The 26,906-nt window shown below is 69.3% G+C and carries 27 protein-coding genes; 14 read left to right on the top strand and 13 right to left on the bottom strand.

Features of this window, described 5'->3' with window-relative positions; genetic code table 11:
• Positions 1–655: 655 nt before the first annotated feature.
• The 4 genes from DMH01_RS36650 to DMH01_RS36635 all read right to left on the bottom strand — a co-directional run bounded on the left by DMH01_RS36650 (position 656) and on the right by DMH01_RS36635 (position 4,222).
• A complete protein-coding gene (locus DMH01_RS36650; protein WP_199745755.1) occupies positions 656–1,561 on the bottom strand; it encodes an alpha/beta hydrolase fold domain-containing protein in 906 nt (301 codons plus the stop codon).
• 13 nt (positions 1,562–1,574) lie between these two features.
• The gene (locus DMH01_RS36645; RefSeq protein WP_125683072.1) at positions 1,575–1,766 is read right to left on the bottom strand and encodes a DUF3237 family protein; all 192 of its coding nucleotides are present in this window, start codon (positions 1,764–1,766) and stop codon (positions 1,575–1,577) included.
• Positions 1,745–2,338, bottom strand: a complete 594-nt coding sequence (locus DMH01_RS36640; protein ID WP_233621817.1) for a TetR/AcrR family transcriptional regulator — start codon at positions 2,336–2,338, stop codon at positions 1,745–1,747. The genes DMH01_RS36645 and DMH01_RS36640 overlap by 22 nt, the downstream gene beginning before the upstream one ends.
• 120 nt (positions 2,339–2,458) lie before the next feature.
• Positions 2,459–4,222, bottom strand: a complete 1,764-nt coding sequence (locus tag DMH01_RS36635; protein WP_125683068.1) for a pectate lyase — start codon at positions 4,220–4,222, stop codon at positions 2,459–2,461.
• A 327-nt stretch (positions 4,223–4,549) separates the two neighbouring features.
• Between DMH01_RS36635 and DMH01_RS36630 the strand changes: the two genes are divergently transcribed.
• Complete coding sequence (locus DMH01_RS36630) at positions 4,550–5,458, top strand: polysaccharide lyase family 1 protein (protein WP_233621831.1); 909 nt, start codon at positions 4,550–4,552, stop codon at positions 5,456–5,458.
• A 75-nt stretch (positions 5,459–5,533) separates the two neighbouring features.
• Here the strand turns inward: DMH01_RS36630 and DMH01_RS36625 are convergent, their stop codons facing one another.
• Both DMH01_RS36625 and DMH01_RS36620 read right to left on the bottom strand, forming a co-directional pair.
• Positions 5,534–6,400 carry an NAD(P)H-binding protein gene (locus tag DMH01_RS36625; protein ID WP_125683064.1) on the bottom strand — a complete coding sequence of 289 codons (867 nt, stop codon included), beginning with the start codon at positions 6,398–6,400 and terminating at the stop codon, positions 5,534–5,536.
• The gene (locus DMH01_RS36620) at positions 6,397–6,840 is read right to left on the bottom strand and encodes a nuclear transport factor 2 family protein (protein ID WP_233621816.1); all 444 of its coding nucleotides are present in this window, start codon (positions 6,838–6,840) and stop codon (positions 6,397–6,399) included. The genes DMH01_RS36625 and DMH01_RS36620 overlap by 4 nt, the downstream gene beginning before the upstream one ends.
• A gap of 131 nt (positions 6,841–6,971) precedes the next feature.
• On the opposite strand from DMH01_RS36620, the gene DMH01_RS36615 reads away from it, so the two are divergent.
• Entirely contained in the window at positions 6,972–7,799 is an 828-nt protein-coding gene (locus DMH01_RS36615) for a helix-turn-helix transcriptional regulator (RefSeq protein ID WP_125683062.1), read from the top strand.
• A 135-nt stretch (positions 7,800–7,934) separates the two neighbouring features.
• Here the strand turns inward: DMH01_RS36615 and DMH01_RS36610 are convergent, their stop codons facing one another.
• Entirely contained in the window at positions 7,935–8,315 is a 381-nt protein-coding gene (locus DMH01_RS36610) for a hypothetical protein (RefSeq protein ID WP_125683060.1), read from the bottom strand.
• Between the two features lie 246 nt (positions 8,316–8,561).
• Between DMH01_RS36610 and DMH01_RS36605 the strand changes: the two genes are divergently transcribed.
• Positions 8,562–9,041 (top strand): hypothetical protein, encoded by a 480-nt coding sequence (locus DMH01_RS36605; protein ID WP_125683058.1) that lies wholly within the window; start codon positions 8,562–8,564, stop codon positions 9,039–9,041.
• A gap of 38 nt (positions 9,042–9,079) precedes the next feature.
• On the opposite strand, the gene DMH01_RS36600 is transcribed toward DMH01_RS36605, so the two are convergent.
• Together DMH01_RS36600 and DMH01_RS36595 are read right to left on the bottom strand one after the other, a co-directional pair.
• The gene (locus tag DMH01_RS36600; protein ID WP_125683057.1) at positions 9,080–9,601 is read right to left on the bottom strand and encodes a hypothetical protein; all 522 of its coding nucleotides are present in this window, start codon (positions 9,599–9,601) and stop codon (positions 9,080–9,082) included.
• 233 nt (positions 9,602–9,834) lie between these two features.
• On the bottom strand, positions 9,835–10,980 hold the full coding sequence (locus tag DMH01_RS36595; protein ID WP_125683054.1) for a serine hydrolase: 1,146 nt from the start codon (positions 10,978–10,980) through the stop codon (positions 9,835–9,837).
• Positions 10,981–11,116: 136 nt separating this feature from the next.
• Here DMH01_RS36595 and DMH01_RS36590 point away from each other — a divergent pair, with 136 nt between their 5' ends.
• Positions 11,117–14,263, top strand: a complete 3,147-nt coding sequence (locus DMH01_RS36590) for a BTAD domain-containing putative transcriptional regulator (protein ID WP_125683052.1) — start codon at positions 11,117–11,119, stop codon at positions 14,261–14,263.
• 27 nt (positions 14,264–14,290) lie between these two features.
• On the opposite strand, the gene DMH01_RS36585 is transcribed toward DMH01_RS36590, so the two are convergent.
• Positions 14,291–15,481 (bottom strand): PP2C family protein-serine/threonine phosphatase, encoded by a 1,191-nt coding sequence (locus tag DMH01_RS36585; RefSeq protein WP_233621815.1) that lies wholly within the window; start codon positions 15,479–15,481, stop codon positions 14,291–14,293.
• 154 nt (positions 15,482–15,635) lie between these two features.
• Between DMH01_RS36585 and DMH01_RS36580 the strand changes: the two genes are divergently transcribed.
• From DMH01_RS36580 to DMH01_RS36540, 9 genes are all read left to right on the top strand, one after another.
• Positions 15,636–16,082, top strand: coding sequence for a MarR family winged helix-turn-helix transcriptional regulator (locus DMH01_RS36580; RefSeq protein WP_233621814.1), 447 nt, complete (start codon positions 15,636–15,638; stop codon positions 16,080–16,082).
• Between the two features lie 110 nt (positions 16,083–16,192).
• The gene (locus DMH01_RS36575) at positions 16,193–17,056 is read left to right on the top strand and encodes an STAS domain-containing protein (protein ID WP_125683048.1); all 864 of its coding nucleotides are present in this window, start codon (positions 16,193–16,195) and stop codon (positions 17,054–17,056) included.
• Complete coding sequence (locus DMH01_RS36570) at positions 17,053–17,451, top strand: STAS domain-containing protein (protein WP_125683046.1); 399 nt, start codon at positions 17,053–17,055, stop codon at positions 17,449–17,451. The genes DMH01_RS36575 and DMH01_RS36570 overlap by 4 nt, the downstream gene beginning before the upstream one ends.
• Positions 17,441–17,860, top strand: a complete 420-nt coding sequence (locus DMH01_RS36565; RefSeq protein ID WP_125683044.1) for an anti-sigma regulatory factor — start codon at positions 17,441–17,443, stop codon at positions 17,858–17,860. The genes DMH01_RS36570 and DMH01_RS36565 overlap by 11 nt, the downstream gene beginning before the upstream one ends.
• A complete protein-coding gene (locus tag DMH01_RS36560; protein ID WP_125683042.1) occupies positions 17,857–18,855 on the top strand; it encodes an ATP-binding protein in 999 nt (332 codons plus the stop codon). The genes DMH01_RS36565 and DMH01_RS36560 overlap by 4 nt, the downstream gene beginning before the upstream one ends.
• Complete coding sequence (locus tag DMH01_RS36555) at positions 18,852–20,039, top strand: PP2C family protein-serine/threonine phosphatase (protein ID WP_125683040.1); 1,188 nt, start codon at positions 18,852–18,854, stop codon at positions 20,037–20,039. Before DMH01_RS36560 ends, DMH01_RS36555 begins: the two co-directional genes overlap by 4 nt.
• Positions 20,040–20,122: 83 nt before the next feature.
• The gene (locus DMH01_RS36550; RefSeq protein ID WP_125683038.1) at positions 20,123–20,581 is read left to right on the top strand and encodes an ATP-binding protein; all 459 of its coding nucleotides are present in this window, start codon (positions 20,123–20,125) and stop codon (positions 20,579–20,581) included.
• Positions 20,582–20,583: 2 nt separating this feature from the next.
• Positions 20,584–21,018 carry an STAS domain-containing protein gene (locus DMH01_RS36545; protein ID WP_125683036.1) on the top strand — a complete coding sequence of 145 codons (435 nt, stop codon included), beginning with the start codon at positions 20,584–20,586 and terminating at the stop codon, positions 21,016–21,018.
• A gap of 262 nt (positions 21,019–21,280) precedes the next feature.
• Entirely contained in the window at positions 21,281–22,555 is a 1,275-nt protein-coding gene (locus DMH01_RS36540; protein ID WP_125683035.1) for a threonine/serine exporter family protein, read from the top strand.
• Positions 22,556–22,564: 9 nt separating this feature from the next.
• On the opposite strand, the gene DMH01_RS36535 is transcribed toward DMH01_RS36540, so the two are convergent.
• From DMH01_RS36535 to DMH01_RS36525, 3 genes are all read right to left on the bottom strand, one after another.
• Positions 22,565–23,749 carry an FAD-dependent monooxygenase gene (locus DMH01_RS36535; RefSeq protein WP_125683033.1) on the bottom strand — a complete coding sequence of 395 codons (1,185 nt, stop codon included), beginning with the start codon at positions 23,747–23,749 and terminating at the stop codon, positions 22,565–22,567.
• Positions 23,750–23,759: 10 nt separating this feature from the next.
• Positions 23,760–25,220, bottom strand: coding sequence for an MFS transporter (locus DMH01_RS36530; RefSeq protein WP_125683031.1), 1,461 nt, complete (start codon positions 25,218–25,220; stop codon positions 23,760–23,762).
• A gap of 123 nt (positions 25,221–25,343) precedes the next feature.
• Positions 25,344–25,877, bottom strand: coding sequence for a MarR family winged helix-turn-helix transcriptional regulator (locus tag DMH01_RS36525; protein ID WP_233621813.1), 534 nt, complete (start codon positions 25,875–25,877; stop codon positions 25,344–25,346).
• Positions 25,878–26,066: 189 nt separating this feature from the next.
• On the opposite strand from DMH01_RS36525, the gene DMH01_RS36520 reads away from it, so the two are divergent.
• Complete coding sequence (locus tag DMH01_RS36520; protein ID WP_233621830.1) at positions 26,067–26,864, top strand: hypothetical protein; 798 nt, start codon at positions 26,067–26,069, stop codon at positions 26,862–26,864.
• The last annotated feature ends 42 nt before the right edge of the window (positions 26,865–26,906 follow it).

The following is a 26,906-nucleotide window of genomic DNA, read 5'->3' as shown; positions in this document are numbered from 1 at the left end:
GCCCACCGACCCGTTCAGCTTCTTCGACCTCGGCGGGGATTCCCTGCCGGCCTTGGCACTTCCTTGCGCCATCCTGCGCAGCCTCGACATCCCGCCCCTGTACCCCCTAGCCGTGTCCAGAACCTCCTCCGAGACGGCCACGTCGCTCTACCTGGTCCACCCAATCGGAGGTGGCACACTCGTATGTCGCGACCTGGCGACCCAACTCGAGCCTTACTGGACCGTCTTCGCATTCGCCGCCCGACGCTTACGGGGAGGACAAAACGAGCCCCGCGACGACCTCATGGACATCGCACGGCTCACACCGAGGAACTACTACACCACCTGCACCAAGAGACCTACCGACTCGGCGCCGAACGGATGGAAGAGGGGGTTCTCCGCACCCAGGCCCCGCAAGGGCGAGACGCGTCCGAGTGGCGCGAGTCCGGCTGCCTGTCGATGTCCGTTCACCGCCCGGCGCGCCCAATGCCATGCAACAACAACCAGGGCAACAGGATCGTCGTCGCGGCGATCGCTTTGCCCCCTTCCCATCGTCCCAGTCACCGATGTCCATCGTCATGTAGTCACGGCCGGCGGAGCATCCCGCGGTCAGGTCGACGCAACCGAGGATGTCGCAGAATGCGGACAGCACCTGCCCTGGCGCCGGCGCGCGCGATCAGGCGGTCACCGCGCGTTCGACGTGCAGGGCCAGGAACGCGTACACCCGCCGGACCAGCTCCGGCTCCCCGCCCATCAGGTCGTAGCCGTGGTCGACGCCGAGGATGTCGTAGTGCTCCACCAGCGCACCGGCTTCCGCGAGCTTGCCGGCGTAAGTGACGGCTTCGGCGCGCAGGCGGTCGTGCTCGCAGGTGAGCACCAGCGCGGGCGCGATCCCCGCCAGGCCGTCGCCGTTGCCGCCCCACGCCGGAGACGCCAGCGGGTCGCCGCGGCGGGCGATGTCGGGGATGTAGGCGGTGTCGAAGACCTCCCCCATCCACGGCCGGATCACCACCCGCCTGCCCGGGGGCGCCGGCTTGGCCGTGGCCGGGGTGACCAGGTCGAGCGGCGGATAGTGCAGCACCTGCAGCACGATCTCAGGCCCGCCCTCGCGCAACGCGAGCCGGGACGCCGCGGCCGCGAGCGCACCACCGGCGCTCTGCCCACCGACGCACAGCCGTGCGCCCGCCCACTCGCGCCCGGGCGCGGCCACCCACTTCAGCGCGTCGTACACCTGCTCGCAGGGCACCGGGAACCGCCGGGCCGGCGCGAGCGCGTAGTCGACGTTGACCACGAACACCCTGGCGTGCTCGGCGAGGAACCGGCACAGCGGGTCGTCCCCGATCGCGCCCCCCATCACGAACCCGCCGCCGTGCGCGTTGACGTAGACACCTTTTGCCGGAGTGCCTTCCGGCGGCCGGTAGAGCGTGGCGGGCATCGGCCCGTGCCGGGTCGGGACCGTGATGTCGCTGCTACAGCCCGGAATCTCGGGAAACAGCGGACGCGGTTTGATCACTCGACCGGCGGCAGCGGCCATCAAGCGAGCCACGCCATCGGCGACGAACGGCTGGGACAGGATCGACACGAGCGACCTCACTTCACGCGGATGTGGTGGAACTCGAGTGAGACACCGGGCGGCCGGGCGCATCGATGCGAGGGGACATGACGGTGCCGCCGGTGATCGGGACGATCCGGCGGCGCCCGGCCGGGGTCACCCCGGTGTCGATCGGCTCGGCGATGAGCACTTCCAGCCGTGCCACCAATTCCATCACGAGTTCGGGGTGTGACATCGGTCCTCTTCCAGGAGTCCGCCGAGGGTGCGGAGGAGCCGGACCAGGCGGTCGGTCAGTTCCTCGGGATCGAGTGACTCTTCGTCGCCGAGCAGCCAGGCGTTGATCAGCGCACCGGCGCCACCGGTGAGGAACACCGCGAGGTCGTCGACCGTCCCGGTTCCCGCCCGGTCGCCGAAGAGCCCGAGCACCACCTGGCGGTTGGCCGGCGCCAGCAGGTCGGTGAGGGCAGTGGTCAACGTGAACGCGCACGGGCCGGTGAGCAGCGCGCGGTAGAACTCGCGATGGGCGGCGAAGTGCCGGACGGTGGCGAGGATCGCGGCGCGGCCGGACTGCGCGCCGAGCGCCAGTTCACGCTGTGCGAGATCGATCGCGGCGGCGACCAGCAGCGCGTCCCGGTCACCGAAGTGCAGGTAGACGAGCTGGCGGCTGACCCCGGCGGCCCCGGCGAGGTCCGTGACCGGAATGTTCGCGCTGCCGCGCCCGGACACCAGCTCCACGGCGGCCGCGAACAACGCCGCCCGGGAACGCACGGCCCGGAGCTCGCGTCCGTCGGTGGTGTCGATGCTCACCCGGACTTTATAGACAGCTGTCAAAGAACTGGCAATAGCCGCCGGCATTGCCTCGGTAAAGCCCCGGCTCGTTTCTCCATCGTGACGGATTGAATCGCGGATAGCGGGATACTCGGCCGCCTATTTGGCCGCGGCCCAGGAGATCAGCTTGCCCATGTTGGCCACATAGGTGCCGGTGCTGATCACCGGCGGCCGCTCCGTCGGCCGGTACGGCGGCTCCTCGGGCGGGGTGAGCGGATCGTAGGGCGAGGTGTCGTACAGGTCACCAACATGCTTGCTCATGTACGCCTTGCCTGCGTAAGGCGTGGTCGGCGAAGGACCGCGATACTGGTTGGTGATCGCGTCCGCCGGGGTCAGCCAGTAATCGTTGCCACCGAGCCCGCCGGCCAGCGCCGTCGCCTCCGCGTCGGACACGACCGGCAGCTGTGACGGCGCGCCCAGGAAGAGGTCGGTGAGCTGAGGCTCGCGCGGGGTGAAGTAGCGAGGGAGCGGGACCGGGACGCCGCTGAGCGGCGAGCGCGCCTTCAGGTCGGCGACCTGCGCCGGGGTGAGTGCGCGCAGTTGCTCGTAAGTGGCGCGCAGGGCTGCGGTGTCGATCACGCGGCCGCCGGAATAATGGCTCAGCGTCGCGCGGTGGTCGTTGTCGGAGTAGTAAGCGCCGTTGCGGACGTTCGAGCCGAAGCGGTGGACGAACCGCGCCCGGTTGGTCTCCAGATCCACGAAGGTGGGATGGGTTCGCCCGGCCAGCGACGGGTTCTCGGCGTGCTGCCGCGCGGTGAGCGGGCAGCTGTCCAGCCACGCGATGGCTTCGGGAACACGGTCGAGGAATCCGCGATCGCCGGTGAGCCTGAAATAGTGGAACAGCTGCTGCACATTGGTCTGTGTGGTGTGCGTGGCCAGGGCGCGGGGTTCGTAGGATCGCGCGCCCGCCGGAGCACCCGCGGGCCTGCCGCCCGAGGCACTGGTCAAGTGCTGCAACGCCCAGCCCGCCTGCGGGCCTGGCTGCTGCAGGCGGCGCAGGCAGCCCATCGCGCGCCGGATCGGCCCGGCCAGCCCTGGCCTGTCCAAAGTGGACATGCACATCAGCAGGAACTTGATGTTCTCGCCGAGGACGTCGTCGTTGAAGGTGACATGGCCGGTGTAGTCACCGTCCTCCATGCCGTGCCGGATGTCGGCGGGTAGCCACGGCGGCAGCACCTCGGGCCACGGCGTGTCTTTCACCGCCCCCGCGAACCGGGGGAAACGCTGCGGCCAGCCGCCGTCGGCGATCCCTCCGCGGATCTGCGCCTTCACCACGAAGCGCAGGGCGCGATCGAGGGCCGTGCCGAACCGGTGATCACCGCGTTCCAGGTAGAGGCGCAGGATGAGCTGGGCGGCGGAGGACGTGCCCGCGTCGTCGAAGGTCGCGTTGCCGTAATAGTGCTGGAACTCCTCCAGCCGCCAGCCGTTCGCGCCGACGGTGTCGTACCACTTGCGCAGCGACTTCGTACCCGCGAAGTCGTGCACGTAGTTCCAGCCGCCGACCGGCAACTGTGCCTCCGCCAAGGCGAGGCCGGTGCGCGAGGCGGCGCGGTAGAAGGATTCCTCGCCGGTGGCGTGGTAAGCGTCGAGCAGGCTGTGCCCGACCGACGGCGTTCCCGGCGGCTGCACCCAGCACATGGTGCGGTTGGCCGCCATCTCACCCCAGGTCTGGGACAGGTCGGGCAGGTAGCTCCAGACGTAGGCGCCGCGATGGGAGAGCTGTTGGTCGAAGAACGCCGCGGCCCGGCGCATGGCCGCCGGAATTCCCGGCACGGCGGCCTGAACGGTCTGGTGTCCACCCGCGAGGACGGCCACCGGCACAGCGGTGGCGAGGAGTCCGAAGCTGCGGCGCGTGAGGTTCATGATCGCATCTCGATTCACATATCTGAACGACGTCCACACTTGTAAACGCATCGTGATAGCTGGGAGCGCTCCCGTCAAGCCCGGATCGTCCACCTGGAGCAATATCGGTGAATCGCGGCGGGGCTGACCACACGATTCATCAGCGTGAACCGGGAATCGGCGATCGAGGGTTGACGTGAAGCCGGTTCGTTGGTCTCCTGTTCTCGGCACTTCGCCATCGGATCCGAATCAATCCTTTGAGGACATTTCTGTTTTCTTCATCGACCGCAAGGAGGCGGCGTGATGAATTTGCGTCCTTTTCGATTTCTTTCGATTCTGACTTTGACCGTGATCACCTCGTCCACCGTGGTGACCACCGGCGTCAATGCGGAAATCTCCGCGCAGGCGGCACCGATCGGCTGGGCGAGCCAGAACGGTGGCACCCACGGCGGCGGCGCCGCGCCGCCGATCACGGTGACCTCGGCGTCCGCGTTGAGCTCGGCGATCAGCGGAACCACGGCGGCGGTGGTGCGGGTCTCCGGCACCATTTCCTGCTCCGGCATGCTCAAGGTGGGCTCCAACAAATCCATTCTGGGCAATGCCGGCGCCACGATCGACGGCTGCGGCCTGACCTTGAGCGGATCCAAGAACGTGGTGATCCAGAACCTGTCCTTCCGGGACTGGGACGACGACGCGATCAACATCGAAAAGGCCTCGACCAACGTGGTCGTCGACCACAACACGTTCACCAACGGCTACGACGGCGCCGTCGACATCAAGCGCGCTTCGGATTACATCACGGTGTCCTGGAACCGCGTGCACGGGCACAACAAATCGATGCTGCTCGGGCACAGTGACGACAACGGGAGCCAGGATATCGGCAAATTGCGGGTGACCTATCATCACAATTACTTCGACGGCTCGGGGACACGGCATCCGCGTGTGCGGTTCGCCAATCCGGTGCACGTGTTCAACAACTACTATCGAGACAACGAATACGGTGTCGCGTCCACCTGCAAGGGTGGCGTCCTCGTCGAGAACAACCATTTCGACAACGTCGACGAACCCACGCTGGTCGGCTACGCGGGTTCACCGGCCGGCACCCTGGTGCAGCGCGGGAACCTCTTCACCGGATCCGGTTCACCTCAGGCGAGCGGAACGGTGGCCGGAATTCCGTACTCCTACAGCCTCGAGTCCGCGAGCGCGGTGAAAGGCAGTGTGACCGCCGGAGCGGGAGCGGGCAAGATCCTGCCCTGACCGGCCGCCGCCCCGGAGTCCGCAGGCGCCGGGGCGGCGCTCCGGCAGGTCCAGGACCGGGCGGCCTGTCATCGGTCAGCGTTCGAGAATGCCTCCGTCCGACCACTCGAGTGCGTGCTCCTGGGCGAATTCGGCGAAGGTGCGGGGCGGCCGGCCGGTCAGGTCCAGCACCGCGGTGCTGACCCGGTCTTCCCGGCCGGCTCTGATGCCGTCTTCCACCGCGGCGATGGCTGCGGCGAACTCGGCGGGTACGCCTGCCGCCCGGTAGTTGGCTGCCTGCTCATCGACGCCTGTCGACACCACGCGGACCGGCCGTCCGGTGCGTGCGGTGATGATCGCCGCCGCGTCGCGGTAGCTCAACGCCTTCGGCCCGGTGAGCAGGTAGTCGCGCTGGTCGCTGGGCCCGACGTCGGGTTCGGTCAGGAGGGCGGAGGCTGCGGCCGCGATGTCCCGCGCGTCGATCCAGCCCACTCGGCCGTCGGCGGCGGCGGTGCGGATCTCGCCGTGCCGCCGGATCCGCTCGCCGATCGGGTGCGGGCTCAGGAAGTTCTGCATGAACCCGGACGCGCGCAGCACGACCCACCCGGGCCGGGCTCGCACCTGCGCGGCCAGCTCCAGCGCGCTGGGAGCGTTCGGCAGCTCGATAGCGGAGCCGAGGAGTACTACCCGGCGCACGCCGAGGCGTTGCGCCTCGGCCAGGAACGGCCGGACCGGCGGCATCGGGTCCACGGTGTTCGTCGGGGGCACCAGGAAGACCCGGCCCACCCCGCGTAGCGCGGTCGGATGGGTGGCCGGGTCGTCCCAGTCGAACCGGACCGCGTCCGGGTCACCGGCGGACGGGTTGCGGCTGGCCACCCGGACCGGCACACCGTTGCCGCGCAGCAGTTCCACCAGCGCGGTCCCGGTCTTCCCGGTGCCGCCGGTCACCAGCACACCGGTCATCGGACAGTCCCCGAGCGCAGTGAGTCGAGCAGCTCGGGCAGCGTCCCGGCCGCCGCAGCGTTGGCCAGCGGGTTCCAGTAGTCCCGGAAGTGGGTGATCGAACCGTCCTGGACGGTGATCACCACGATGTAATCCATCCGATAGGGCTCTCCGGTGCGCACCGACTGTCCGTTCGCGTGGTACTCCACGACAACGGTGTCCGGCCGTTGCGTGTGGTGCACGGTGATCGGAGGGACCGCTCGCAGGTCATACACCTCTGGGAAACCTGCCAAGTAGTCGCGGATCTCTTTCCGTCCGGTCAGCCGGCGCGGCGAAGTCCCGACGGCGAACGGGAATTCGGCGGTGCCGTCTTCCGCCCACAAGTCGGCGACGGCGCCGGTGTCCTTGGCCAGCATCAGAACCAGCAGTAGGCGCATCGTTTCCTCGGGAGTGCGTGGCATGGTGTCCTCCACAGTGCATCGGGGTGTGTCCAGTTCAGACTGGACGCGGGCCCGCCGACGAGGAACAGACCGCTGAGCCCCGGACCGCCAGTCCGTGGCCAAGCCGCGCACCCCGTGCCACCATGGGTGGGGTGAGCAGAGCCGAACTGGCCGATTTCCTGCGCCGCCGGCGGGAAGCACTACGCCCGGACCAGGTGCCGGCCACGGCGACCCGCCCGTCGGGCCGACGCGCCCGGCGCACTCCCGGGCTGCGCCGCGAAGAGGTGGCCGCGCTGGCCGGGATGTCGGTCAGCTACTACGAACGGCTGGAGCAGGCGCGCGCACCGCGCCCGTCCCCGGAGGTGCTGGCAGTTCTGGGGACCGCGCTGCAGCTCACCGCCGCGGAGCGCGAGCACCTGGCGCGGCTGGCGGGGCAGGTCCCGCCCGGCACGGACGCCGATCGGAGGCCGGTGCCCGCCGAGGCCCACCAGTTGCTGGACCGGCTCGGGCCGATACCCGCCTACCTGGTCGACGAGCGGCAGGACATCGTGGCCTGGAACAGCACGGCAGCCGCGTTGATCACCGATTTCGGGCTATTGCCCGCTGAGGAGCGCAACACCGTGCGACTGGCCATCCGGCTGGGCGGCACCTTGTGCTGGGCGCCGGCAGGCGCGGAGGGCGAGTTCGCCCGGCAGCTCGCCGCCCAGCTGCGCGCGGCCAGCGTCCGCTACCCGGCCGATCGCGTCCTCGGCGAGCTGGTCAACGAGCTCGCCGCGCACAGCCCGGAATTCGCCGCCGGCTGGCGCGACCACGACGTACGGCCCATTCCGACGCTACGCAAGCACTTGCGCCACCCTGAGCTGGGCGACCTGGAGGTGATCTGCCAAACCCTGTTGCTGCCCGGCACCGACCTGCAGCTGGTGATGTACACCGCGGAGCCGGGCAGCCAGAGCGCCGACGCGCTCGCCCAGTTGGTGTGAGGACTGGTCGCAGTTTTCGAGCGGTATCACGTGGACCGAAGCGGCTACCTCGCCTTCTTCGGGCCGTTCGCCCCGTGGCTCGTCAGGTATTCGCTCAGGTGGATCGACCGGCATCCCAGCGAACCGGTCGCGCGATCAAACTCCGCCGCCCGACAGCGGGGACACGTTGAAGCTGAAGTAGTTCTTGTGGGACTCCGACCGGCTCCCGGAATTGTCCGGCGGGAAGATGGCGTCGATGAACAGGCCGCCGCCGCAATCGGGTTCGGAGAACAGGTTGAGCACCGACGACTTGGTCCGGTTCGCCAGGTAGTTGGCCTTCTCCCCGAGCAGGCCATGGACGTTGTAACAAACACGCGGTTTCAGATCGTGGATGGTGACCGGAATCGGCACCGTCGGCGCCGACCAGATCGCGCGGTCGCCGGCCGGATGCGCGGTCGCGCTCCCGGCCGTGGCGGCCAGCAATACGGCGGACACGCCCAGCGCACCCACACCGGACAGAACATGGCGGACGACCATCACGGAACCTCCCAGACCGGCTTGACCCTGCCCGGAATGCTGCCAGACACCCCCGCCTGCCGAAAGGCCACCTCCACGCGCGCCGCGGTGCCACGTAGCGCGCCCATGGATGTGATATCGCCGATGCTCCATCTGGCCCAACAGCAGCGCACCGGTTGAGTAGTTCTACCCGTGGCAGGGTCGCAGGAATACCGGCAATATCGGTCAGGACCCGCTCCGCCGAGAGCGGCTGCCACTGGGGGTTTCATGAAGTTTGCTCGTGCCATCACCACGCTCGCCATCGCCGCCGGTCTGGCCACCGCGTTAGCGCCTGCCGCGGCCGCCGAAACCGTCGCGAGCCTCGACTTCACTGCCGAACAGGGCGCCCACCCCGTCGATGGCAGAAGCGGTCACTGGACTGCCTCACCGGAGAACGAGGTCCGATTCTGGGAGAGCAGCGGAACCCTGCGGGTGGACGCCGAGACCGACCACGGATTCGACTACATCGCGCTCGACTTCACCGCGCCGTCCGGAACCCTGCAAGCTGGAACCTACAGCCACGCGGAGGGAGCGCATATCCTGGCCATCTCCAACGGACTGGGCTGCGTCGACGACTATTCGACGTTCACGATCGCCCACATCGAACGCGGCGCCGAGGGGCTCGTCGCGCTCGACGCGACGTTCGAGCAGCGCTGCGGCAGCCCCACGTCACCTGCCCTGCGGGGCGAGGTCCACTACCGGCGCTGAGCCGGATTCGCCGAAGGCTCTGCCAGGGCAACTGAAAGTCAGGCAAGGTGGCTGCCGTCCCAGCAGAGGGCGAGCTCATGGGCGAGACTTGCGGCTTCGCGGACAGCGTCGGCATAAGCCGGATACCGCGAGTTCTCGGCGGCGAGCGACAAGGCGGACTCGAGCTCGATGGCGAGTGCGAGCAGTCTCCTCCGTACGGCACCGGCGGTGGTCAAGTCGGGCGTGGTCCGGGACGAGTCGTCGTCCCGGTGATGCCGACCGTCGAAACGGAACGCTTCCGGTGCCAGCATGGTGATCTCGCCGGTGACGGCCTCCGCCCTGCCCAGTCTCCGGACGATCGTCTTGTGCACACGCCGGGCCGCGCGCGCCAGGGCGGCGCTGCCCGGATCAGCTTCGGCCAGTAGCTCTCCGACGGTTTCCATGACCGCGAACACGTGCTGCGCCGTCGGAAGAATGTCAGCCTGGTTGGCGAAATCCAGCCGTCGGACGCCGCCGTCGATCAGATCCAGCGCGGAGACCTTTGTGGACGGTGCCTCGGCAACACGAGGAGCGATTCCCATGAGCCTTGACGATACGTTCGCGGAGCGTGGCGCGAACGGACGACCGTACACTTTGGACACATCTACCCAGCCGCCGCCTGCGCCGCCTCTCCTGCCGATCCGGTAGCCCGACCGGGGAACCCGAAAGGGTTACGGCTCCACAACAAGTCACCGGCCCCATCGGATAGCCGACCCGAGCGGGTGGGCCATCCGATGGGCGAATCCCGAACGGCTCGAACCGTGGCTGGGCGCTGTCATCCACCGATGGTGACGCCGAACTCCGCTTCGATGATCTTGAACATCGGGTCCCAGGCCTTCCACTCGGTGTTGGTGTGGACGGCGATGGTGTGCCGTCCGTCGGGGGTGCCGACCGCGAAGAACCAGGTTCCCCAGAAGCTGCCGCCGACGCCGCGCAGCGTCCGGCCGCCCGTCGCCTGCTCGTCGAACTCGAACAGGCCCAGGCCGTAGCGCGTGTGCGGCATCCAGTAGCTGCCTTCGGTGGAGACCGTCGTCCACATCTGCCGGTGCTGGGCGGGCGGCAGCAGGCTGCCGGTGATCATCGCCTTGAGGAACCGGATCATGTCGGACGTGGTGGAGACGACGTTGCCCGCCGCGTAACCCAGGGAGGAGTTGAGCTCGGTGACGTCCAGTGGCGGCAGGCCGGGCTCCTCCATCAGCGACTGCCAGTTCTCCGGCGTGAGCGTGGCAGGGTCGGCGCCGTCCTTGAGGAACTGGTGGGAATAGCCTCGCGGGTGCGGATCGGGATACCCGCTGTCGGCGGTGGGACGCACGCGGGTGCGGGTCAGGCCGAGAGGCCGGGCGACCCTGCGTTCCACCTCCTCGGCGTAGCCGTTGCCGGTCACCTTCTCGATGATCGCGCCGGCGATGTAGAACCCGCCGTTGGCGTACTCGAAGCGTTCGCCTGGCGCGCCGACCGGCGGCTGGGACACCGCCACCCGAAGTAGTTCTTCGGTGGTGAAGGTGTCGAAGCGATGCTCGTCGAACCCGGAGCGGGTGGCATAGCGGTAGCTGATCTCCGGTGCCAGGCCGGTGGCGAACAACCCGCTCGTGTTGCTGAGCAGGTGCCTGATGGTGATCTTGTCGCCGTCGTAGCCGTTGACGTCCAGCACCCCGGGCAGGTGGGCGTTCACCGGGTCGTCGAGGTTCAGCCTGCCCTCGGCCTCCAGGGACAGCAGAACGGCGGCGGTGAAGGCCTTGCCGCTGCTGCCGGCGTGGAAGTACTCCCCTGCCTGGCGGGGCGCCCCGGTCCGGAGGTCGGCCACGCCCGCGGTGCCGAACCAGGTCCGGTCGCCGTCTTCGACCTCGGCCACGATGCCGGGGATACCGTACTCGGCCACAACCGACTCGAGCGCCTGCTGGACCTTGTCGTTCGTTGTCATCGCACTGCCTTTCGGACGTCATCGCTGATGTCCACAACGATGTCCGGCGGCTCTGACAGACCGCTTATAACGCCCTTACAGCCCGCGCCGGCTTGCTGTAAGCCGTCCTCAGGACATGCCCGATAGCCTGCCCACCATGCGGATCGAGGTGCTGGGACCCGTTCGGGCGTTCGCCGATGACGGTGCGCCGATCGAGCTCGGCGGCATCAGGGTTCGCGCCCTGCTGGCCAGGCTGGCGCTGGCCGGAGGCGAGGTGGTGTCGGTCGACGCGCTGCTCGATGGCCTGTGGGGCGAGCACCAGTCCGGGGACACCGTCAACGCGTTGCACGCGCTGGTCCATCGGCTGCGCCGGGCACTGGGACAGGCCGGTGCCGTGGAGACGGTGGCCGGTGGGTACCGGCTCCACGTGGATCCCGGGCACGTCAACGCGATCCGCTTCGAGGAGCTGGCGAAGCGCGGCGGCCGTGAACTGGCCGCGGGCGCCGCACGACAAGCGGCCTCGCTGCTGGACGAGGCACTCACGCTGTGGCGAGGGGAAGCGCTGGCCGACGTGCGCGACCTCCCTTTCGCCGGTGCGGCCGGCGCGCGCCTGGACGAACTGCGCGCCGGGGCCGCCGAAGACCGTTTCGAGGCGGAGCTGCTGCTCGGCCACCACGGCGAGATCCTGGCCGACGTTGAAGCGGCGGCCGCGGCCCATCCGCTGCGCGAACGGCTGGCCGGGTTGCGAATGCGGGCGCTGCACGCGATGGGCCGTCAGTCCGATGCGCTGGCCGTGTTCGAAGAGGTCCGCGAGACGCTCGCCGAGGAGCTCGGCGTCGACCCTTCCGAGACCCTGAGGAAAACGCACCTCGCCGTGCTCCGGGGTGAGCTGGAAATCCCTGAGCCGCACCAGGCCCGGCCTGAGGCGGCGCGAGGACGGCTGCCCGCCCAGCTGACCAGTTTCGTCGGCAGGGACGAGAAGCTGCGCTTGCTGGCCGGGTTGCTGGAAACCTCCAGGCTGGTCACCGTCGTGGGACCCGGCGGCGTGGGAAAGACCCGGCTGGCCGTGGAGGCGGCGAGCCGGCATCGGTCCCATCAACGCGGCCGGGTCTGGCTCGTTTCCCTGGCAGCGGCGGATACGGCCGACGACCTGGTGGAGGCGGTGCTGGGCACGCTCAGCGTCGCCGAAGCCCAGCCGACCGGCCCGCCACTGGAACGAGTGGTCAATCTGCTCGCCGGCGGTGAAGGCGTGCTGGTGCTGGACAACTGCGAACAGATCTCCGGAGCCGTCGCGGAGTTCGCCGGGCGACTGCTGGAGCGCCAGCCGTACCTGACCGTTCTCGCCACGAGCCGGGAGCCGCTGGAGGTGATGGGTGAGGCGCTGTGCCGCCTGGGTCCGCTGGATCTCCCTCTGGCGCACGCCGACGCCGCCCGCGCCCGCGAATCGACCGCGGTGCGGCTGTTCCTCGACCGGGCGGCGGCCGTACAGCCCGGTTTCGTCCTGGACGCGACCAGCACGGCCCCGGTCGTGGACATCGTGCGCCGCCTGGACGGACTGCCGCTGGCGCTGGAACTGGCCGCGGCGCGGCTGCGGACCATGACCGCCGACCGGATCGCCCGGCGGCTGGACGACCGATTCCGGTTGCTCAGCACCGGCAACCGGACCGCTCAGCCCCGGCAGCAGACCCTCCACGCGGTCATCGAATGGAGCTGGGACCTGCTCAGCGACCACGAACGCGCACTGGCCGGCCGGATCTCGATCTTTCCCGCACGATCCGGTATCGCCGCGATCGAGGCGGTCTGCGCGGACGAGACGCTTCCGCCGGGCGAGATCGTCTATCTCCTGGAATCCCTGGTCGACAAGTCCCTTGTGGAGCGCTCCGGCGACGCGTACGGGATGCTGGAAACCATCCGAGCCCACGCGAGGGAAAAGCTGCGACTCTCGGGTGAGGTCGAAGTCCGCCTTCACGCGCTCACGCGGCACTTCGCCGACCTGGCCGAGCACCACGAGCCACTGCTCCGTTCCGGCAAGCAGGCGGAGGCACTGCGGGTGTTCCAGGCCGAGTACGACAACTTCGTGTACGCGTTGCAAACGGCCATCGACGACAGCGACGCCGAGACAGCGGCCCGGATTCTCGGGCCGCTGTACTGGTACTGGGTCATGCTCCGCTACGACGCCCGGGCCGATGCCTACGTCGCCAAGGTCGCCGAGTTCGGCGACGCGCTGCCCGCGGATGCCCGGGCCGCGTTCACCGCCCTTCACCTGGTGGGTACCGAGGGCGGGCCGGTGACCGATCGCGAACGGCTGCGCGCGCTCATCGACGACTGTGCCCGCACGGGCGCGCTGCGGCGCTATCCGATGCTGTTGACGGTCGTGGTGGTGATGGCGGTGATGTTCGGGCTGGACGACGTGCTCGACCGGGAGATCGCCCGGGTCCGTGGCGGGGAGGACCGCTGGGCGATCGCCTGCACCTTCATGATCGAAGCCATCCGTTGTCGCGGACGGGGCGACCGCGACGGCACCGCGAAGGCGATGACCGCGGCGTTGCACGCGTTCGAGGAGACGGGAGATCGGTGGTGGACGGCGAAGACGCTGTACGGCCTGGCGCAGATCCACGCCGTCACCGGGGAGCACGACCAGGCGATCACCGCCTACGAGCAGAGCATCGCGATCGCCTCCGGCCTCGGGTCGCAGGACGAGGTCACCACCCGGCTCGCGCTGGCCGCGGAACGCCTGCGCGCCGGCGATCTGACCGGTGCCCGTCGCGACATCGAAACGGCCGAACGAGCGGCCTGGCGGCGTGGCCAGCCGGTGCTGGAGATCGACGTCCTCGGCTGCCTTGCCGAGTTCTACCGCCGCTCCGGAGAGGTCGGCCGCGCCGATCGAGAACTCGACCGGCTGGAAACGCTCGTCCGCGAGCTTCCGCAGTCGGCCCAGACCGCCGACGGTCGGCTCCTCCCCGCCAGGGTGGCCAACCTGATCACCACCGGGGACGCCGTACGCGCCCGCGGACTGCTGCCCCGCGCCGTCCGTGCCGCGCAGGCGCTCATGGACGCCCCCGCGGCCGCTCAGCTCCTGGCCAGGCTGTTGTTCCTGGAGGGCGATCCGGCAGGCGCCGCCACCGCACTCGGCCTGGCGGAGGCCATCCGCGGCACGTTCGACCACGGCGACACCGAACTGCGTTCCCTCACCGAAGCAGTCACGGAAGCGCTCGGCCACAGAAACTACGACACCGCCTATCAGCGGGGCGCCGGCATGACCCCGCACGAGGCGAACGACAGGCTGACCGAGCTGGCCCGCTGACACAAAGGCGGGCGGCCGCCGGAAGAATCAAACCGTCGTCGTGGAGGCGATGTCGGATTCCCGGTCGGCGCTGGGATTCGAGCCGAACCAGTCGAGGCAGACGACCATGGCGTCGTCGGCGGCCAGCCCGCCGTCGCGGCGTTCGTGCAGTTCGGCGAGGACCGCGCTCGGAACGTGAGCCGCGGGCAGATCCGCGGTCGCGAGGACGGCCTGGGTCAGTTCGCGGTCGCCGTAGAGTTCTCCGTGCGGTCCGGCCGCGTTGTACACGCCGTCGCTGACGAAGACGAACCGGTCGCCCGGCAACGCTTGCAGGGTTTCGGCGGTGTACTGGGTGTCTTCGAACGTGCCGAGGGGAAGCTGTTCGTCGAAGTGGACACGTTCGACTTTGCCGTCGCGGAGCCGCCACAAGCGGGGTGAGCCCGCGTCGACCGCGGCGATCTCGCCGGTGGCGAGGTCGAATTCCAGCAGGAGCGTGGCGACGTGTTCTTGGCCGCGATGCTGCGCGTAGATGGCTTGGTCGGCGAGTTCAGCCTGTGCGTCCAGGGGAATACCGGCGCGGCGGGCGTTGCGCAGCGCGTTGACGGCGAGGTTGGTCAGCAGGGCGGCGCTGCTGCCTTCGCCCATGCCGTTGACCAGCGTGACCGTCAAGGTGCGGGCGGAGGCCGACCAGTCGAAGCAGTCGCCGTAGATGGCGTAGGCGGGTTCCAACTGGCCGCCGAGCGCGAATTCGGGACGGCTGCACGCACGGCCGGGGAGCAACTGCCACTGCATCTCCGCGGCGAGCGTCAGCCGCGAGGAGCGGCGGGCCTGCACGTACAGGTCGGTGTCGCGGTCTGCGACGAAGACCTCGTGCCCGAGTGCCTCGGCGAACCGGCCGAGTTCGGCCCACACCGGCGGTTCCGGCTCTTCGGGCAGCGTGACGGCCAGGACGCCGAGCCGGTCGCCGCGCACGGTGACCGGGAGGTGTGCGCGGATGCCGTCGTCGGCGGGTTCGAACGTCGCCCGCTGGGTGGTGAAGGCCTCGCCCGCCGCGGTGCCTGCCACCGGCATCGGCTCGGTCGTGTACGGCAGGACGGTCACTCGGCGTAGTTCGGTGAGGCTGTAGTCGGCCATCAGCAGTTCGACGGCGCCGGCACCGAAATGCTCGCTCAACGCCGCGCGCAGCCCGTCGAGCAGCGCATGAGGCTGGACACCGCGCAGGACCCGTTCGACTGCCAAGGATCTGTCCACCGCGTTCGCCTCCTGCCCACCGGACCCGGCGCCTCGAATCGGGCACCCGGGAATGAGTCCGCACCGCTCCGTCGGACCGGTCGCAGGACGTGCCGCGGTGAGCTGAGCTGACAGTTCAGCATAAGGATGCGAGAGTGGGTCTGTGAATCGGTCCTCCGAGCCGCCCGGCACCGAGACGGTGGCGGCGGCCGTGACCGAGACGGCCGAGCTGCTCGAGATCATGTTCGAGCGGGCTCGCGAGGCGTCACCGCGTCCGCTGTCGACGTCCCAAGTACGCGCCGTCGTGGCACTCGACCACCACGACGGACTGAACCTGCGCGCCCTCGCCGAGGTGCTCGGCTCCACCCCGCCGCTGGTGAGCCGCCTGTGCGACCGGCTGGAAGCGGTCGGCTTCCTCGAACGGCTGCCCAGTTCCGCCAGCCGCCGTGAGATCACGTTGCGGCTCAGCGACAGCGGCCGCGCGTACTTGCGGGACCTCCGGGCCCGTCGGCGCGAAAGCCTGCGCGCGGTGCTGGAAAAACTCACCCCCGAAACCCGGGAGACGCTCGCCGCAGGCCTCCGGGAATTCCGTGAGGCGGCGTCCGGCTAGATCCGGATGTGACCTACCAGACTCTCTCCAGTAGGCTAACTATTGTCATATGACAACGGTTGCTGCTCCCGGATATCCAGAGGGCGGCCTGGAGCTCCTGGGAGGCCTCGGTGCAGAGGACGGACGACTCCGCCGTCCGGGACTTGCTGTCGCGGATCTTCGGCGAAGACCAAGACCAGTTGGTCGACGACTGGATCCGCTGGCAGCTGACCGGCTCTTCGGCTCAGCTCGACGAGTCCGCGCTGCGACGCGAGGCGACCGAATTGCTCGGGGCCCTGCGTGACGCGCTGGAGACAGGGGTGCCGCCGGCCCGGATCATCGAGCGCGATCAGGCGGTCCGTTCGGCCCTGCGCGGGCTTTCCGAGCGGCGTGCTCGCGCGGGTACCGCACCTGCCGTCACGGCCACGGCGATCCTGGCGCTGAAGCGCACGACCCTGAGCGCGCTCGAACGCCGCAGCGAGGACCCGGCGGTGCGCTATCAGGCGTCACTGCTGGTCAACCAGCTCCTGGACGCCGCGGGCCTGCTCACCTTCTCGGTCTACGTCGAAGGGCGCGAAGAGATCATCCGGCGCCAGCACCAGCAGATGCTGGAGCTGTCCACGCCCGTGGTGCGGCTGTGGCGCCAGGTACTGGCAGTACCCCTGATCGGCACCCTCGACAGCGCCCGCGCCCAGGTCGTGATGAACAACCTCCTGGAGGCCATCCAGACCCACGAGGCCCGCGTGGCGATCATCGACATCACCGGCGTGTCCACAGTGGACACAGCGGTGGCGCATCATCTGCTGCAAACGGTCAGCGCGGTCCGGCTCATGGGCGCCGAATGCCTGATCAGCGGTGTCCGTCCGTCGATCGCGCAGACCGTCACCCAGCTCGGCATCGACCTCTCCCACATCGTGACCCGAGGCTCGCTGGCCGACGCCCTCGCCGCCGCACTGGACCTGCTCGGCGACCGCACCCGCGCGGTGACCGGGTGAGCACACGCGCCGGCCTGCCGATCCTTCGGCTCGGAGACATCCTGATCAGCGGCTTGCTGGCCGACCTTGACGACACCACCGCGCTGCGGTTCACCGACGAACTCACCACCCGGATCTCCGACGAGGAGATCCGCGGGGTCATCCTCGACATCTCGCGGCTGGAGATCATCGACTCCTTCGTCGCCAGGGTGCTGATGGAACTCGCCGCCACCGGACGACTTCTCGGCGCCCGCATGATCGTCGCCGGAATGCGCCCCGCCGTCGCGATCACCCTGTCCGAACTGGGGTTGCGGCTCACCGGCGTGCAGACCGCGCTCAACGCCGAACAGGCCATGGAACTGCTGGGGTGGCGCCGTCCCGCCGAGGACGCCGAAGAGGCGCCTCATGCTTCCTGACGAACTCACCGACCAGGGTCCGCGCGAACACTCCGTCCGCGCCGAAAAAGATCTGCTCAGCGCCCGCCACGCGGTGCGGGCCAGTGCGGTCGCCGTGGGCTTCACCATCGTCGACCAGACCAAGATCGTCACCGCCGCCAGCGAACTGGTCCGCAACGCCTACATCCACGGTGGCGGCGGCACGATGACGATCACCGTCCTGCGAAACGGTCGTGTGGGCCTGGAATTGACGGTGCGCGACAAGGGCCCCGGCATCGCCGACGTCGATCAGGCGATGACCGACGGCTTCTCCACCGGCGCCGGGCTCGGGCACGGCCTCGGCGGAACCCGGCGGCTCGTCGACGAGTTCACCATCGACACCGCTCCCGGCCGCGGCACCACGGTCACGATCGTGCGCTGGAAACCATGACGGTCACCGTCGCGGAAACCACCCGCCAGATCCGTATCGACCACGTCAGCGCGGTCTACACGGCGGCGCGCGCCGCCCGCGAAGTCGCCGCGGAAACGGGGCTGCCCGAGGTACTGTCCGAACGGGCGGCCGTCATCGCCTCCGAACTGGCGGGCAACATCGACAAACACGCCACCGACGGCACGGTCTTCATTCAACGCTCCCTCGCCGGAGCCGGCGTGGACATCTACGCCGCGGATTCCGGGCCGGGCATGGCCGATCTGGACTACTGGCGTATCGACGGCCACACCACGACCGCGACGCTGGGCACGGGCCTCGGCGCCGTCGGCAGGCTGGCCGCCGAGTTCCGGATCCGGTCGGCGGCCGGCTCGGGCACCACCGCGGCGGCACGAACACTGGTCACCGGAACGAACGCCTCAGCCGTCGCTCACGTCCGCCTGGCGCGCGAAGGTGAAGACCGGTGTGGTGACGGCCTGGCGCTCGCCACCCTGCCCGGCGCCCGGACCATCGCCGTCGTGGACGGCCTCGGCCACGGCCCCGCGGCAGGCGACGCGGCGGTGGCCGCGATCGACGTCTTCCGCCGTAACCCGGGCCGCCCGCTCCGCGACCATCTCACCGCCATGCACCGATCGCTGCGGCAGACCCGCGGCGCCGCGGTCGCGCTGGCCCGGATTTCCGGCGGCCTGCTCGAATTCTGCGGTGTGGGGAACATCGGCGGCCTGGTGCTGACGTCAGGGCAGAGCCGGCCGCTGCTCAGCATGCCCGGCATCGTCGGCTTCACCCTGCCGGACACCCACGTCCGGACCGTGGACCTGCCGGAGCACCACGTCGTCGTCCTGCACACCGACGGAATCGGCACCGGCTGGCGCGGCGCCGCACCCCTCGGCCCGCTCCCGATCCCGGCACTGCTCGCCGCCGACCTCGCCCACCGGCACCGCGACCCGCACGACGACGCCACCCTGATCGTGGTCGGATCCGGAACGGGAACGCCATGACGCACTCCCCCATCGCCCCGCTACGCCACCGACTTCGCGAGGCCTGCGCCGCCGCGGGAGTCACCGCCGACGACCGCGCCAAGCTGGTCCTCGCGGCAACCCTGCTCGCCGTGCACGCGGGTAAGCCACCTGAGCTGTCGACCACCGCGGGTGACGGCAGGCTCGCCGTCACCCTCCGGTTTCCCGGACCGGTCGGGCAAGACCACCGCAACACTTTGCCACTGCTGCCCGACGCAGGTGACAGCGCGACCCTGACCTGGCACCTTCCCGCCGTCCACGACACGGCGACCGTTCCCGAAGACGACGAACTGGCCACCCGCGAGGAAATGCTCGCCCTCATCGCCCGCGCCGACGCCGTCACCCAGGAGCAGCGCGAGCTCAAACACGAACTCGCCGAAACCAACAGCGGCGTGCTCGCCATGTACGTCGAACTCGAGGAACGGGACGAACAACTCCGGCAAGCCCACGCGGTGATCTTCCGCGAACTCGAAGACGCGCTGCGCCCTCCGCCACCACACGTGGACGCCTTCGACCTGGCCGTGCACTACGCGCCCAGCGAGCCGGACTCCCCGACCGGCGGCGATCTCTACGACTGGTTCGTGCTGCCCGACGGGAACCTGCACATCACCCTCGTCGACGCCGTCGGCCACGGCGTCACCTCGACCCGGCACGCGCTGACCGTCACCCACGCCATCCGCACCCTGGCACTGGAAGGCCATCCCCTCCACGACCTGATCGCCCGCGCCGCCGGCGCACTGGCGACCATCGAACCCGGCTTGATGGCGACCGTGCTGATCGCCCGGCTCGACCCGGCGACCGGCGACGTCACCATCGCCAACGGCAGCCATCCCCGTCCGGTCCTCGTCACCTCCGACGGCGGCACCGAACTCCTGGTGCCCTCCCGCGTCGGAAGAGGCGTCGGCTTCCCAGACCCCGGCAACGGCAGCCTGGTCCGCCGCACCCTCGCCTCGGGCGATCTGCTCCTGCTGTACACCGACGGCTTGACCGAAAGCCGCAAGAACCATCAGGAAGGCGAAGCCCGGCTACTGGCCATAGCACCGCGCCACGCCGGAGAACCCACAGCGACAGTCCCCAGTGCACTCGCCGCCGAAATGCACGACGTGGTCTTGCACGCCGACGACACCGTCGTGATCGCGATCCGGCGCAGACCGGCATCACCGTAGTTTGCTTTTGTTCACCACGGGGTACTGAACTCAGTGCGCGATGTTTCCAAGCAAGCGTCCAAATAACGAGGCGGGTGGGACGAATGTCAACACAGCCAGGGACAACTGAGCGCAGCGAGCCCGATCCGAGCACCGTGGCCTACGACCTGGACACGACCTCCACCCGGGCCGTCCGCCATGGTGTCCGCCAGGCACTGGGCGGCTATCGGGGGCTCGCGGTGGACGACGCGGTCCTGGTGGCCGACGAACTGGTCAGCAACGCCCACCAGCACGGTGACGCGCCGCGCGCCTGCCGCCTCGAACTCACGCATCGAGGGAGCCTGCGGATCGAGGTCGACGACGCTTCGCCGCGCCAACCGCGGCGAAGGACGCCGGACGGTACCGGCGGGCGTGGCTTGTTGCTGATCGACCGGCTCGCCTCCGCCTGGGGCGTCCGGAACCACGCCGATCACAAGACCGTGTGGGTCGAACTCGCGTTGAACCGCGAGGGAAATCACGCACCGCATCTGGCCGCGGCCCGGACCTGGCACAACGAGGACTAGCCATGCTCCGCACCGAAAAAAGCGGAACCTGGACCGCCGTGAGCGAACCGTCCCAGGCCGAGCCGCCACCACCCGAGCTGGACATCGTCAGCCGCGTCGTGAGCGGCAGCACCGTGGTCACGGTGACCGGCGAAGTCGACACCGAGGCGGCGCCGGCACTGCACGCGGCGCTCACCACCGCTCTCGACGACACCGCCGGTACCTGCGTGCTGGATCTGACCACAGTGGATTTTCTCGACTCCGCGGGCTTGGCCACGCTGGTCACCGCCGACACTTACGCGGCGGAACACGGGAAATCGCTGCGCATCGCCGTGGACTCCAACAGCCCCGTGATCCGGCCGATCGAAATCACCGGCCTCGACATCGTTCTGAGGCTTTACCACACCGTGGACGAAGCGCTTGAAGCCTCGAACCGACCTCGGCTGTCCGAGCACTGACAGCGAGTTCGGACCATGATCGAACAGACGCTGCTCGGCCGAAACCCACGGCTACGCTGGGCGCGTCCGGCCAACGATTCCGCCCCCTCTCGCTGTCCATAATGGACACTCGGTTCGTTCCCGACGGCGGCACGCTGGTCACCTGAGAGAAAGGCCCTAGGCAGCGCCATGCCGTCGCCTCCTGCCACGATCGGGCTAAGCCGAGCGACCGTGCCGCTCGCGATCGCATGACAGAGCGGCTCGGCCGTTTACAGTTCCGGCCATGTCGGAGGACGAACGCGCGCGGGCGCGACGTGTGCTGGCTTTCGCTCTCGACGTGGCGATGCAGATGTTCCGTCAGGGCATCGAGACCGCGGTCGTCGTCCGCACGGTTCGCCGGCTGGCGAACGCGGGCGGCATCGACGATCTGCGGATCTCGGTCGGGGTACGGGCGGTACATCTGCAGCACTGCCCGAGCGGTGGCGGCGAGCCGGTGGTGCTGCTGGGCAGCATCGAAGCGAACGACACCCGCGACATCGGCCGGATGGGCGACCTGGAAGCACTCGCGGTCCGCGCCGGCACCGGTGCGATCTCCCCCGACGAAGCCGAACGCGCGATCGGCAAACTCGCCACGGCGGGCCCGACTTGGCCCTGGTACGTCAGTCTCCTCGGCGGATGCCTCCTCGCGGCGATGATCTGCCTGCAGGCCAACGGCACCGTCCTCGCCGCGGTGGTCGCGGCCGCGCTGTTCGTGCTCGCCAACCGCGTCGGCTGGGCGCTCGGCCTGATCGGCATCGCCGAGTTCTTCCAAGTCGCCGCCAAAGCGAGCACCGTGCTCGTCGCCGCGATCGCGCTACTGTCCCTCGGATTGCTCGACGGGCACGAGGCCGCGAGCCTCTCCGCGGCCAATCTCGTGCTGCTCCTGCCGATCCTGTCGCTGGTGTCCCTGGTCGAAGACGCCATCGGCGACTACCACCTGATGGCCGCCGCGCGCATGGTCACGGTCCTGCTGCTCACCGGCGCGATCCTCACCGGGGTCATGGTCGTGGTCTCGGTGGCCAACGACCTCGACATCCTCGGGGAAGCAGGCCGGGTCCACCTCGCCACGCTGCCGCTCGCCCTGGTGCCGGCCACGGCGGTGGTCGGTTCGCTGGGCAACGCGATCCTCATGGGCACACCCGCCCGATGGTGGCTGCTCGCCTGCGCCGCCGGGATCATCACCTCCCTGGTGAACTGGGCAGGACACTCGATACTCGGCCTGGCCACTCCCCTGTCGATCTTTCTCGCGACCACGGTGCTCGGCGCCCTGGCCGGCGCGGCCGCCCGGACCTTGCGAGTACCGACCGCCGTCGTCACCATCCCCGGGCTGACCGGCGCCGTACTGCCCGGACCCGCGCTGTATCTGAGCCTGTCGCAGGTCTTCGCCCAAGTCGACGGTTCCTGGACCGCCGTGGCCGAAGCCGTCGTCTCCACCGCCGCGATCGGCGTCGGCGTCGTACTCGGCCTCCAACTAGCCGCGCTGCACCGCACCGAAAGCCGTGGTCCCGACCTGAACTGAACGCTGGTCTCAGCCGGGCGTGGGGTAGCTGGGGAGGTCGATGGCATCTGCGGGCGGGGTGGTGAATCGGCTTGTGAGGCGGCTGATCGTGGGGTTGGTGGCGAGGCCGGCGAGGGTGGTGAGGAGCCGGATGCCGGTGCGGGTTTTCGGGGAGGCCAGCCGCGGCGCGAACCAGGAGACATTCTGGGCTTGGGTGACGTAAGGCCGCATGATGGTTTCGTAGGCACGGAAGGCGTCGCGGTGGTCGGGGTGGCGGCTGAGTTCGCCGGCCAGGACGTAGGCGCCGACGAGGGCGAGGCTGGTGCCCATGCCGCTGAGCGGGGAGGCGCAGTAGGCGGCATCGCCGACGGCGGCGATCCGGCCGCGTGACCAGTGCTCGAGACGCATTTGCCCGACGGATTCGAAGTAGAAGTCCGGTGAGTCGCCCATCGCGTCGAGGACGCGTGGGGTTTCCCAGCCGGCGTCGGCGTAGTGACGGCGCAGGAAGTCTTGCTGTGCCGGGAATCGCAGCCGGTCGAGCCCGGGTCGCGGGTACAGGAAGGACAGTGTGGCGCGGGTGGTGCCCCGGTTGTCGGGCCGCAGGATGACCACGCGGCGGCCGGTGGCGTTGTACCAGCGGGCCCAGCGTTCGTCCGATTCGCTGCGGGGAATGGTGAAGTAGGCGGTGTACAGGCCGAACGAGCGGGTGCGGGCGATGTCGGCGAAGACGAGGTCCCGGGTGCGGGACCGGAAACCGTCGGCGAGGACGACGAGTGCGAAACGCCGGTCCGCGCCGTTCCGGAAGGTGACGTCCACGCCGTCGCCGGTCTCGGTCAGCCCGGTGATCTCGTCGCCGAAGACGTAGTCGATGTCGTCGCGGGTGTGCTCGTGGAGCAGTTCGGCGAGTTCACCGCGCAGGATTTCCAGCTCGGTGACAAAACCATCGCCGTCGGCGCCGAACGACGCGCGGATCCGGTTGCGGCCCTCGACGAAACGCAGTCCCTCTTCCTGCGTGAGGCGGTCGCGGGCGGCCTGTTCGAGACCCATCCGTTCGATGACGGTCCGGCCGGCGCCGCGCAGGTCCACGGTCTGCCCGCCGAGACGTGGTTCCGGCGCGCGTTCGATCACGGTCGCGGTCATGCCGTGCCGGTGAAGCCAGTAGGCCAGTGCGGGTCCGGCGATGCCGGCGCCGGAGATCAGAATGGTGCGGGACAAGGCTTCCCCTTCATGAAGTGGTGTGGGCGCTCGCCAGGGTCGCGATGTCGGCGTCCGTGTCGTCGGGGCGGGCGCGACGAGGGAACAACGGCGAGATGAGCAGGAACAGCGCGATGACGATCGCCTGGACCACGAGGGCGTCACGGAAGCTCTCGGTGACCTGGCCGGTGAGAGCGCCGGCGAAGAACACGGTGCTGAACACCGCGACACCGACCGAACCGCCGATCGACTGGACCGCGGACAGGACACCGGAGGCGGAACCGACCTCGTCGTCGTCGACGGCGCCGAGCACCGTGTTGAACACCGCGGCGATCACGATGCCCGCGCCGATTCCGGCGACGGCGCTGCCGGGCACGATCTGCCAGATCGTGAAACCGGTGGTGTCGGCCAGGGCAAGCCACAGCCAGGCGACACCGGCGAACTGGACGACGGCCCCCGCTTGCAGCACCCTGCGACCGAGTTTGGCGGCGAGCAGTCCCCCGCTGATCCCGCCGCCGACGGCGGTGCCCAGCGCGACCGGCAGATTGCCGAGTCCGGCCTGCCCCGCGGTGAAACCCTGACCGATCTGCAGGAAGAACGTCAGCACCAGCTGGGTGCCGATCAGGCCGCCGAAGAACAACGCGACCGCGACGAGCCCGATGGTGAACGCGGGTTTGCCGAACAGGGCCGGGGTGACCAGCGGATCGCGGTCCAGGCGCACGACACGGCGCTGCCACAGCGCGAATCCGGCGTAGCCGAGCGCGGCGGCGGTCAGGGAAAGCCAGGTCCACAACGGCCATCCCGCGGCCTGCCCCTCGTTGAGCGGAAGGACCAGCAGCGCGGACGCGGCGGCGACGAGCACGGCTCCGACGACGTCCACGCGCAGCGTCCTGGTTCCGCTGCCGCGGGGCACCAGCCGCCAAGCCAACACGAGCGCGGCGAGGCCGACCGGGACGTTGACCAGGAACACCAGCCGCCAGCCGAGGCCGAACAGGTCCCAGTCGACCAGCGCACCGCCCAGCACCGGGCCCAGGACACCGCCGAGTCCCAGCACCGGTCCGAAGATCGCGAGGGCCTTGGTGAGATCACGGGGAGCCAGGTTGTCGCGCAGGATGCCGAGGCCCTGCGGCAGCATCATGGCCCCCGCCACGCCCTGGACCAGGCGGAAGGCGATCAGCAGACCGATGCTCGGCGCGATCGCGCACAGCAGCGACGCGAGGGTGAAGGCCACGAGCCCGAACAGGAACATCGGACGGCGGCCGAAGCGGTCACCGAGCCGTCCGCCGAGCACGAGGCCCGCGCCGAGCGTCAGGGCGTAGCCGCCGATGACCCACTGCAGCCCGACCGCGCTCGCTCCCAGTGACCGCTCCAGCGAAGGTCCCGCCACGTTGACGATCGTCGAATCGAGCAGATCCATCAACTCGACGACGAGCACGGTGGCCAGCAGCCACCACACCGCCCGCGGCGATGTCTTCTTCTCGGGTGCGGACATGATTTCTCTCCGGATTCTGGTGGTAGCGCCCTTTTTCGGGCGCGTTCGTACGCCGGAGGACATTCGCGCAAAAGCGAATACGCCCCCGGTGGGTATGAGCGGCTTGCCTGCCGCGGTGAAAAGTCAGCTCTGAGGGAAGGAATCCGCCGTATCCGTGTAGACCTGCACGACGCCGGACAGGAAGGCCTCCACCACATCGCGGTCGCCAGGGCTCAGCGCTTCGACGAGGCTCTCCACCCCGTGCAGCAGCGGACGCAGGTGCCCGAAGAGCCGGTCCGTCGACTCCGCGACCGGTTCGACCATCACCTTGCGGCGATCGGTGGCGTGCGGACGGCGGACGATGTGCCCGGCCTTCTCGAGCCGGTCCACGATGTGCGTGCTCGCCGCGGTCGAGACCCGCAGCCTGTCCGCGAGTTCCTTGGCGGTCAGCGGACCGTCGGTGACGAGGTGCTCCATCGCCGCCAAGTCCGTGGCGTTGATCCCCAAGGCACCGCTCAGCCGCTGCTCGATCACCCGCGTCAGCGCCCCTACCTCTTGCAGGCGCTCCATCACCGCGTCGCCCACGCCCGGGGACTCGACCTGCCACCGGCCGGTCGAGTCCTCTCCGGCACTGGCTGACGGGTCGGCGCGACGAGAACCCTGCGATGAGGAAGCCATGCAAATAGTCTACTAGATAAGTCACTAACTAAGTTAGCGAAATAGTGTGACAGGGAGCACCAGGTCGAAGCACTGGCCGGCAAGCGGCAGTTTTGGCGCGCAGGGGTCACAACCGCACCGCATTCTGTGACACTTTGACGGGCTATGTCCCGCTGTGACAGCGCGAGAAGGGAATCTGCTGTGTCCGGAATGCTCAACAGACGCAAGGCGCTCGCTCTCGGAGGTGGTGCCGCGCTCGGCGTCATGGCCGCCGGTACCGGCACGGCTTCCGCCGCGACGGGATGGTTCCGGCTGCCGATCGTCACCGCCAACGTCGGCCGCGACAACCTCGGGGCGCGCGAGGCCGCGATCGACGCCGTCCGCAACTGTGACCCCCTGGTGCGGCCTCTGGTCGGCTGGCAGGAGATCAACGAGGGCGACACCGGTGAGCCCGCGATGATCGACCACTACTTCGGGCCCTTGTACAACAACGCGTTCCTGCGGCACAGCTCGTCGTTCCGGGTCCCGATCTCGATCCCGCAGCCGTGGGAGGTGGCGAGCTCGAAGACCACGTACGTGCACGGCGGCATCACCGGGGTGACCCCGCCGCGCTGGATCAACGAGGTCGTGGTGCGTCACCAGAGCCACCCGACGCTCCAGTTCGCGCTGATCAATTCGCACTACATCGCGAACGCGTACAACGGCGACCAGCGCGCCGACCTGCGCGACGAGTGGAACGAGCACAAGAGACTCCACGCCAGCCGCGTGCTCGCGCACCACAACGTCGGGCGCCTGGTCTTCTGGACCGCGGATACCAACAACCCGAACTACTACAAGGCCACCGGCCTGGACGCGGAGCGGCGGTGCTTCGGCACCGGGATCGACCGCATCAACTGGCTGGCGGGCAACGGCGTCGTCCAGGAACAGTTCATCGACACCAAGACCGTGGACATGCGCGTGGACGGGCATGACGCCCGGGTCGCCGTCTTCCAGGTCCGCCTGGCCTGACGGGACGCACGGGCCGGGCACCGCCCCGCCCGGCCCGTGCCG

The sequence above is a fragment of the Amycolatopsis sp. WAC 04182 genome, from assembly GCF_003947465.1.
Classification (GTDB): Bacteria; Actinomycetota; Actinomycetes; order Mycobacteriales; family Pseudonocardiaceae; genus Amycolatopsis.
Note: the sequence above shows the minus strand (reverse complement) of the source record. Positions and strands in the feature narration are given on the sequence as shown.

Coding starts and splice junctions, on each gene's coding strand:
- DMH01_RS36645 (WP_125683072.1), bottom strand. CDS start 1,766: ATGTCACACCCCGAACTCGTGATGGAATTGGTGGCACGGCTGGAAGTG.
- DMH01_RS36600 (WP_125683057.1), bottom strand. CDS start 9,601: ATGGGAATCGCTCCTCGTGTTGCCGAGGCACCGTCCACAAAGGTCTCC.
- DMH01_RS36550 (WP_125683038.1), top strand. CDS start 20,123: ATGTCAACACAGCCAGGGACAACTGAGCGCAGCGAGCCCGATCCGAGC.
- DMH01_RS36560 (WP_125683042.1), top strand. CDS start 17,857: ATGACGGTCACCGTCGCGGAAACCACCCGCCAGATCCGTATCGACCAC.
- DMH01_RS36555 (WP_125683040.1), top strand. CDS start 18,852: ATGACGCACTCCCCCATCGCCCCGCTACGCCACCGACTTCGCGAGGCC.
- DMH01_RS36625 (WP_125683064.1), bottom strand. CDS start 6,400: ATGACCGGTGTGCTGGTGACCGGCGGCACCGGGAAGACCGGGACCGCG.
- DMH01_RS36610 (WP_125683060.1), bottom strand. CDS start 8,315: ATGGTCGTCCGCCATGTTCTGTCCGGTGTGGGTGCGCTGGGCGTGTCC.
- DMH01_RS36525 (WP_233621813.1), bottom strand. CDS start 25,877: ATGGCTTCCTCATCGCAGGGTTCTCGTCGCGCCGACCCGTCAGCCAGT.
- DMH01_RS36520 (WP_233621830.1), top strand. CDS start 26,067: ATGCTCAACAGACGCAAGGCGCTCGCTCTCGGAGGTGGTGCCGCGCTC.
- DMH01_RS36565 (WP_125683044.1), top strand. CDS start 17,441: ATGCTTCCTGACGAACTCACCGACCAGGGTCCGCGCGAACACTCCGTC.
- DMH01_RS36590 (WP_125683052.1), top strand. CDS start 11,117: ATGCGGATCGAGGTGCTGGGACCCGTTCGGGCGTTCGCCGATGACGGT.
- DMH01_RS36595 (WP_125683054.1), bottom strand. CDS start 10,980: ATGACAACGAACGACAAGGTCCAGCAGGCGCTCGAGTCGGTTGTGGCC.
- DMH01_RS36540 (WP_125683035.1), top strand. CDS start 21,281: ATGTCGGAGGACGAACGCGCGCGGGCGCGACGTGTGCTGGCTTTCGCT.
- DMH01_RS36530 (WP_125683031.1), bottom strand. CDS start 25,220: ATGTCCGCACCCGAGAAGAAGACATCGCCGCGGGCGGTGTGGTGGCTG.
- DMH01_RS36545 (WP_125683036.1), top strand. CDS start 20,584: ATGCTCCGCACCGAAAAAAGCGGAACCTGGACCGCCGTGAGCGAACCG.
- DMH01_RS36635 (WP_125683068.1), bottom strand. CDS start 4,222: ATGAACCTCACGCGCCGCAGCTTCGGACTCCTCGCCACCGCTGTGCCG.
- DMH01_RS36620 (WP_233621816.1), bottom strand. CDS start 6,840: ATGCCACGCACTCCCGAGGAAACGATGCGCCTACTGCTGGTTCTGATG.
- DMH01_RS36605 (WP_125683058.1), top strand. CDS start 8,562: ATGAAGTTTGCTCGTGCCATCACCACGCTCGCCATCGCCGCCGGTCTG.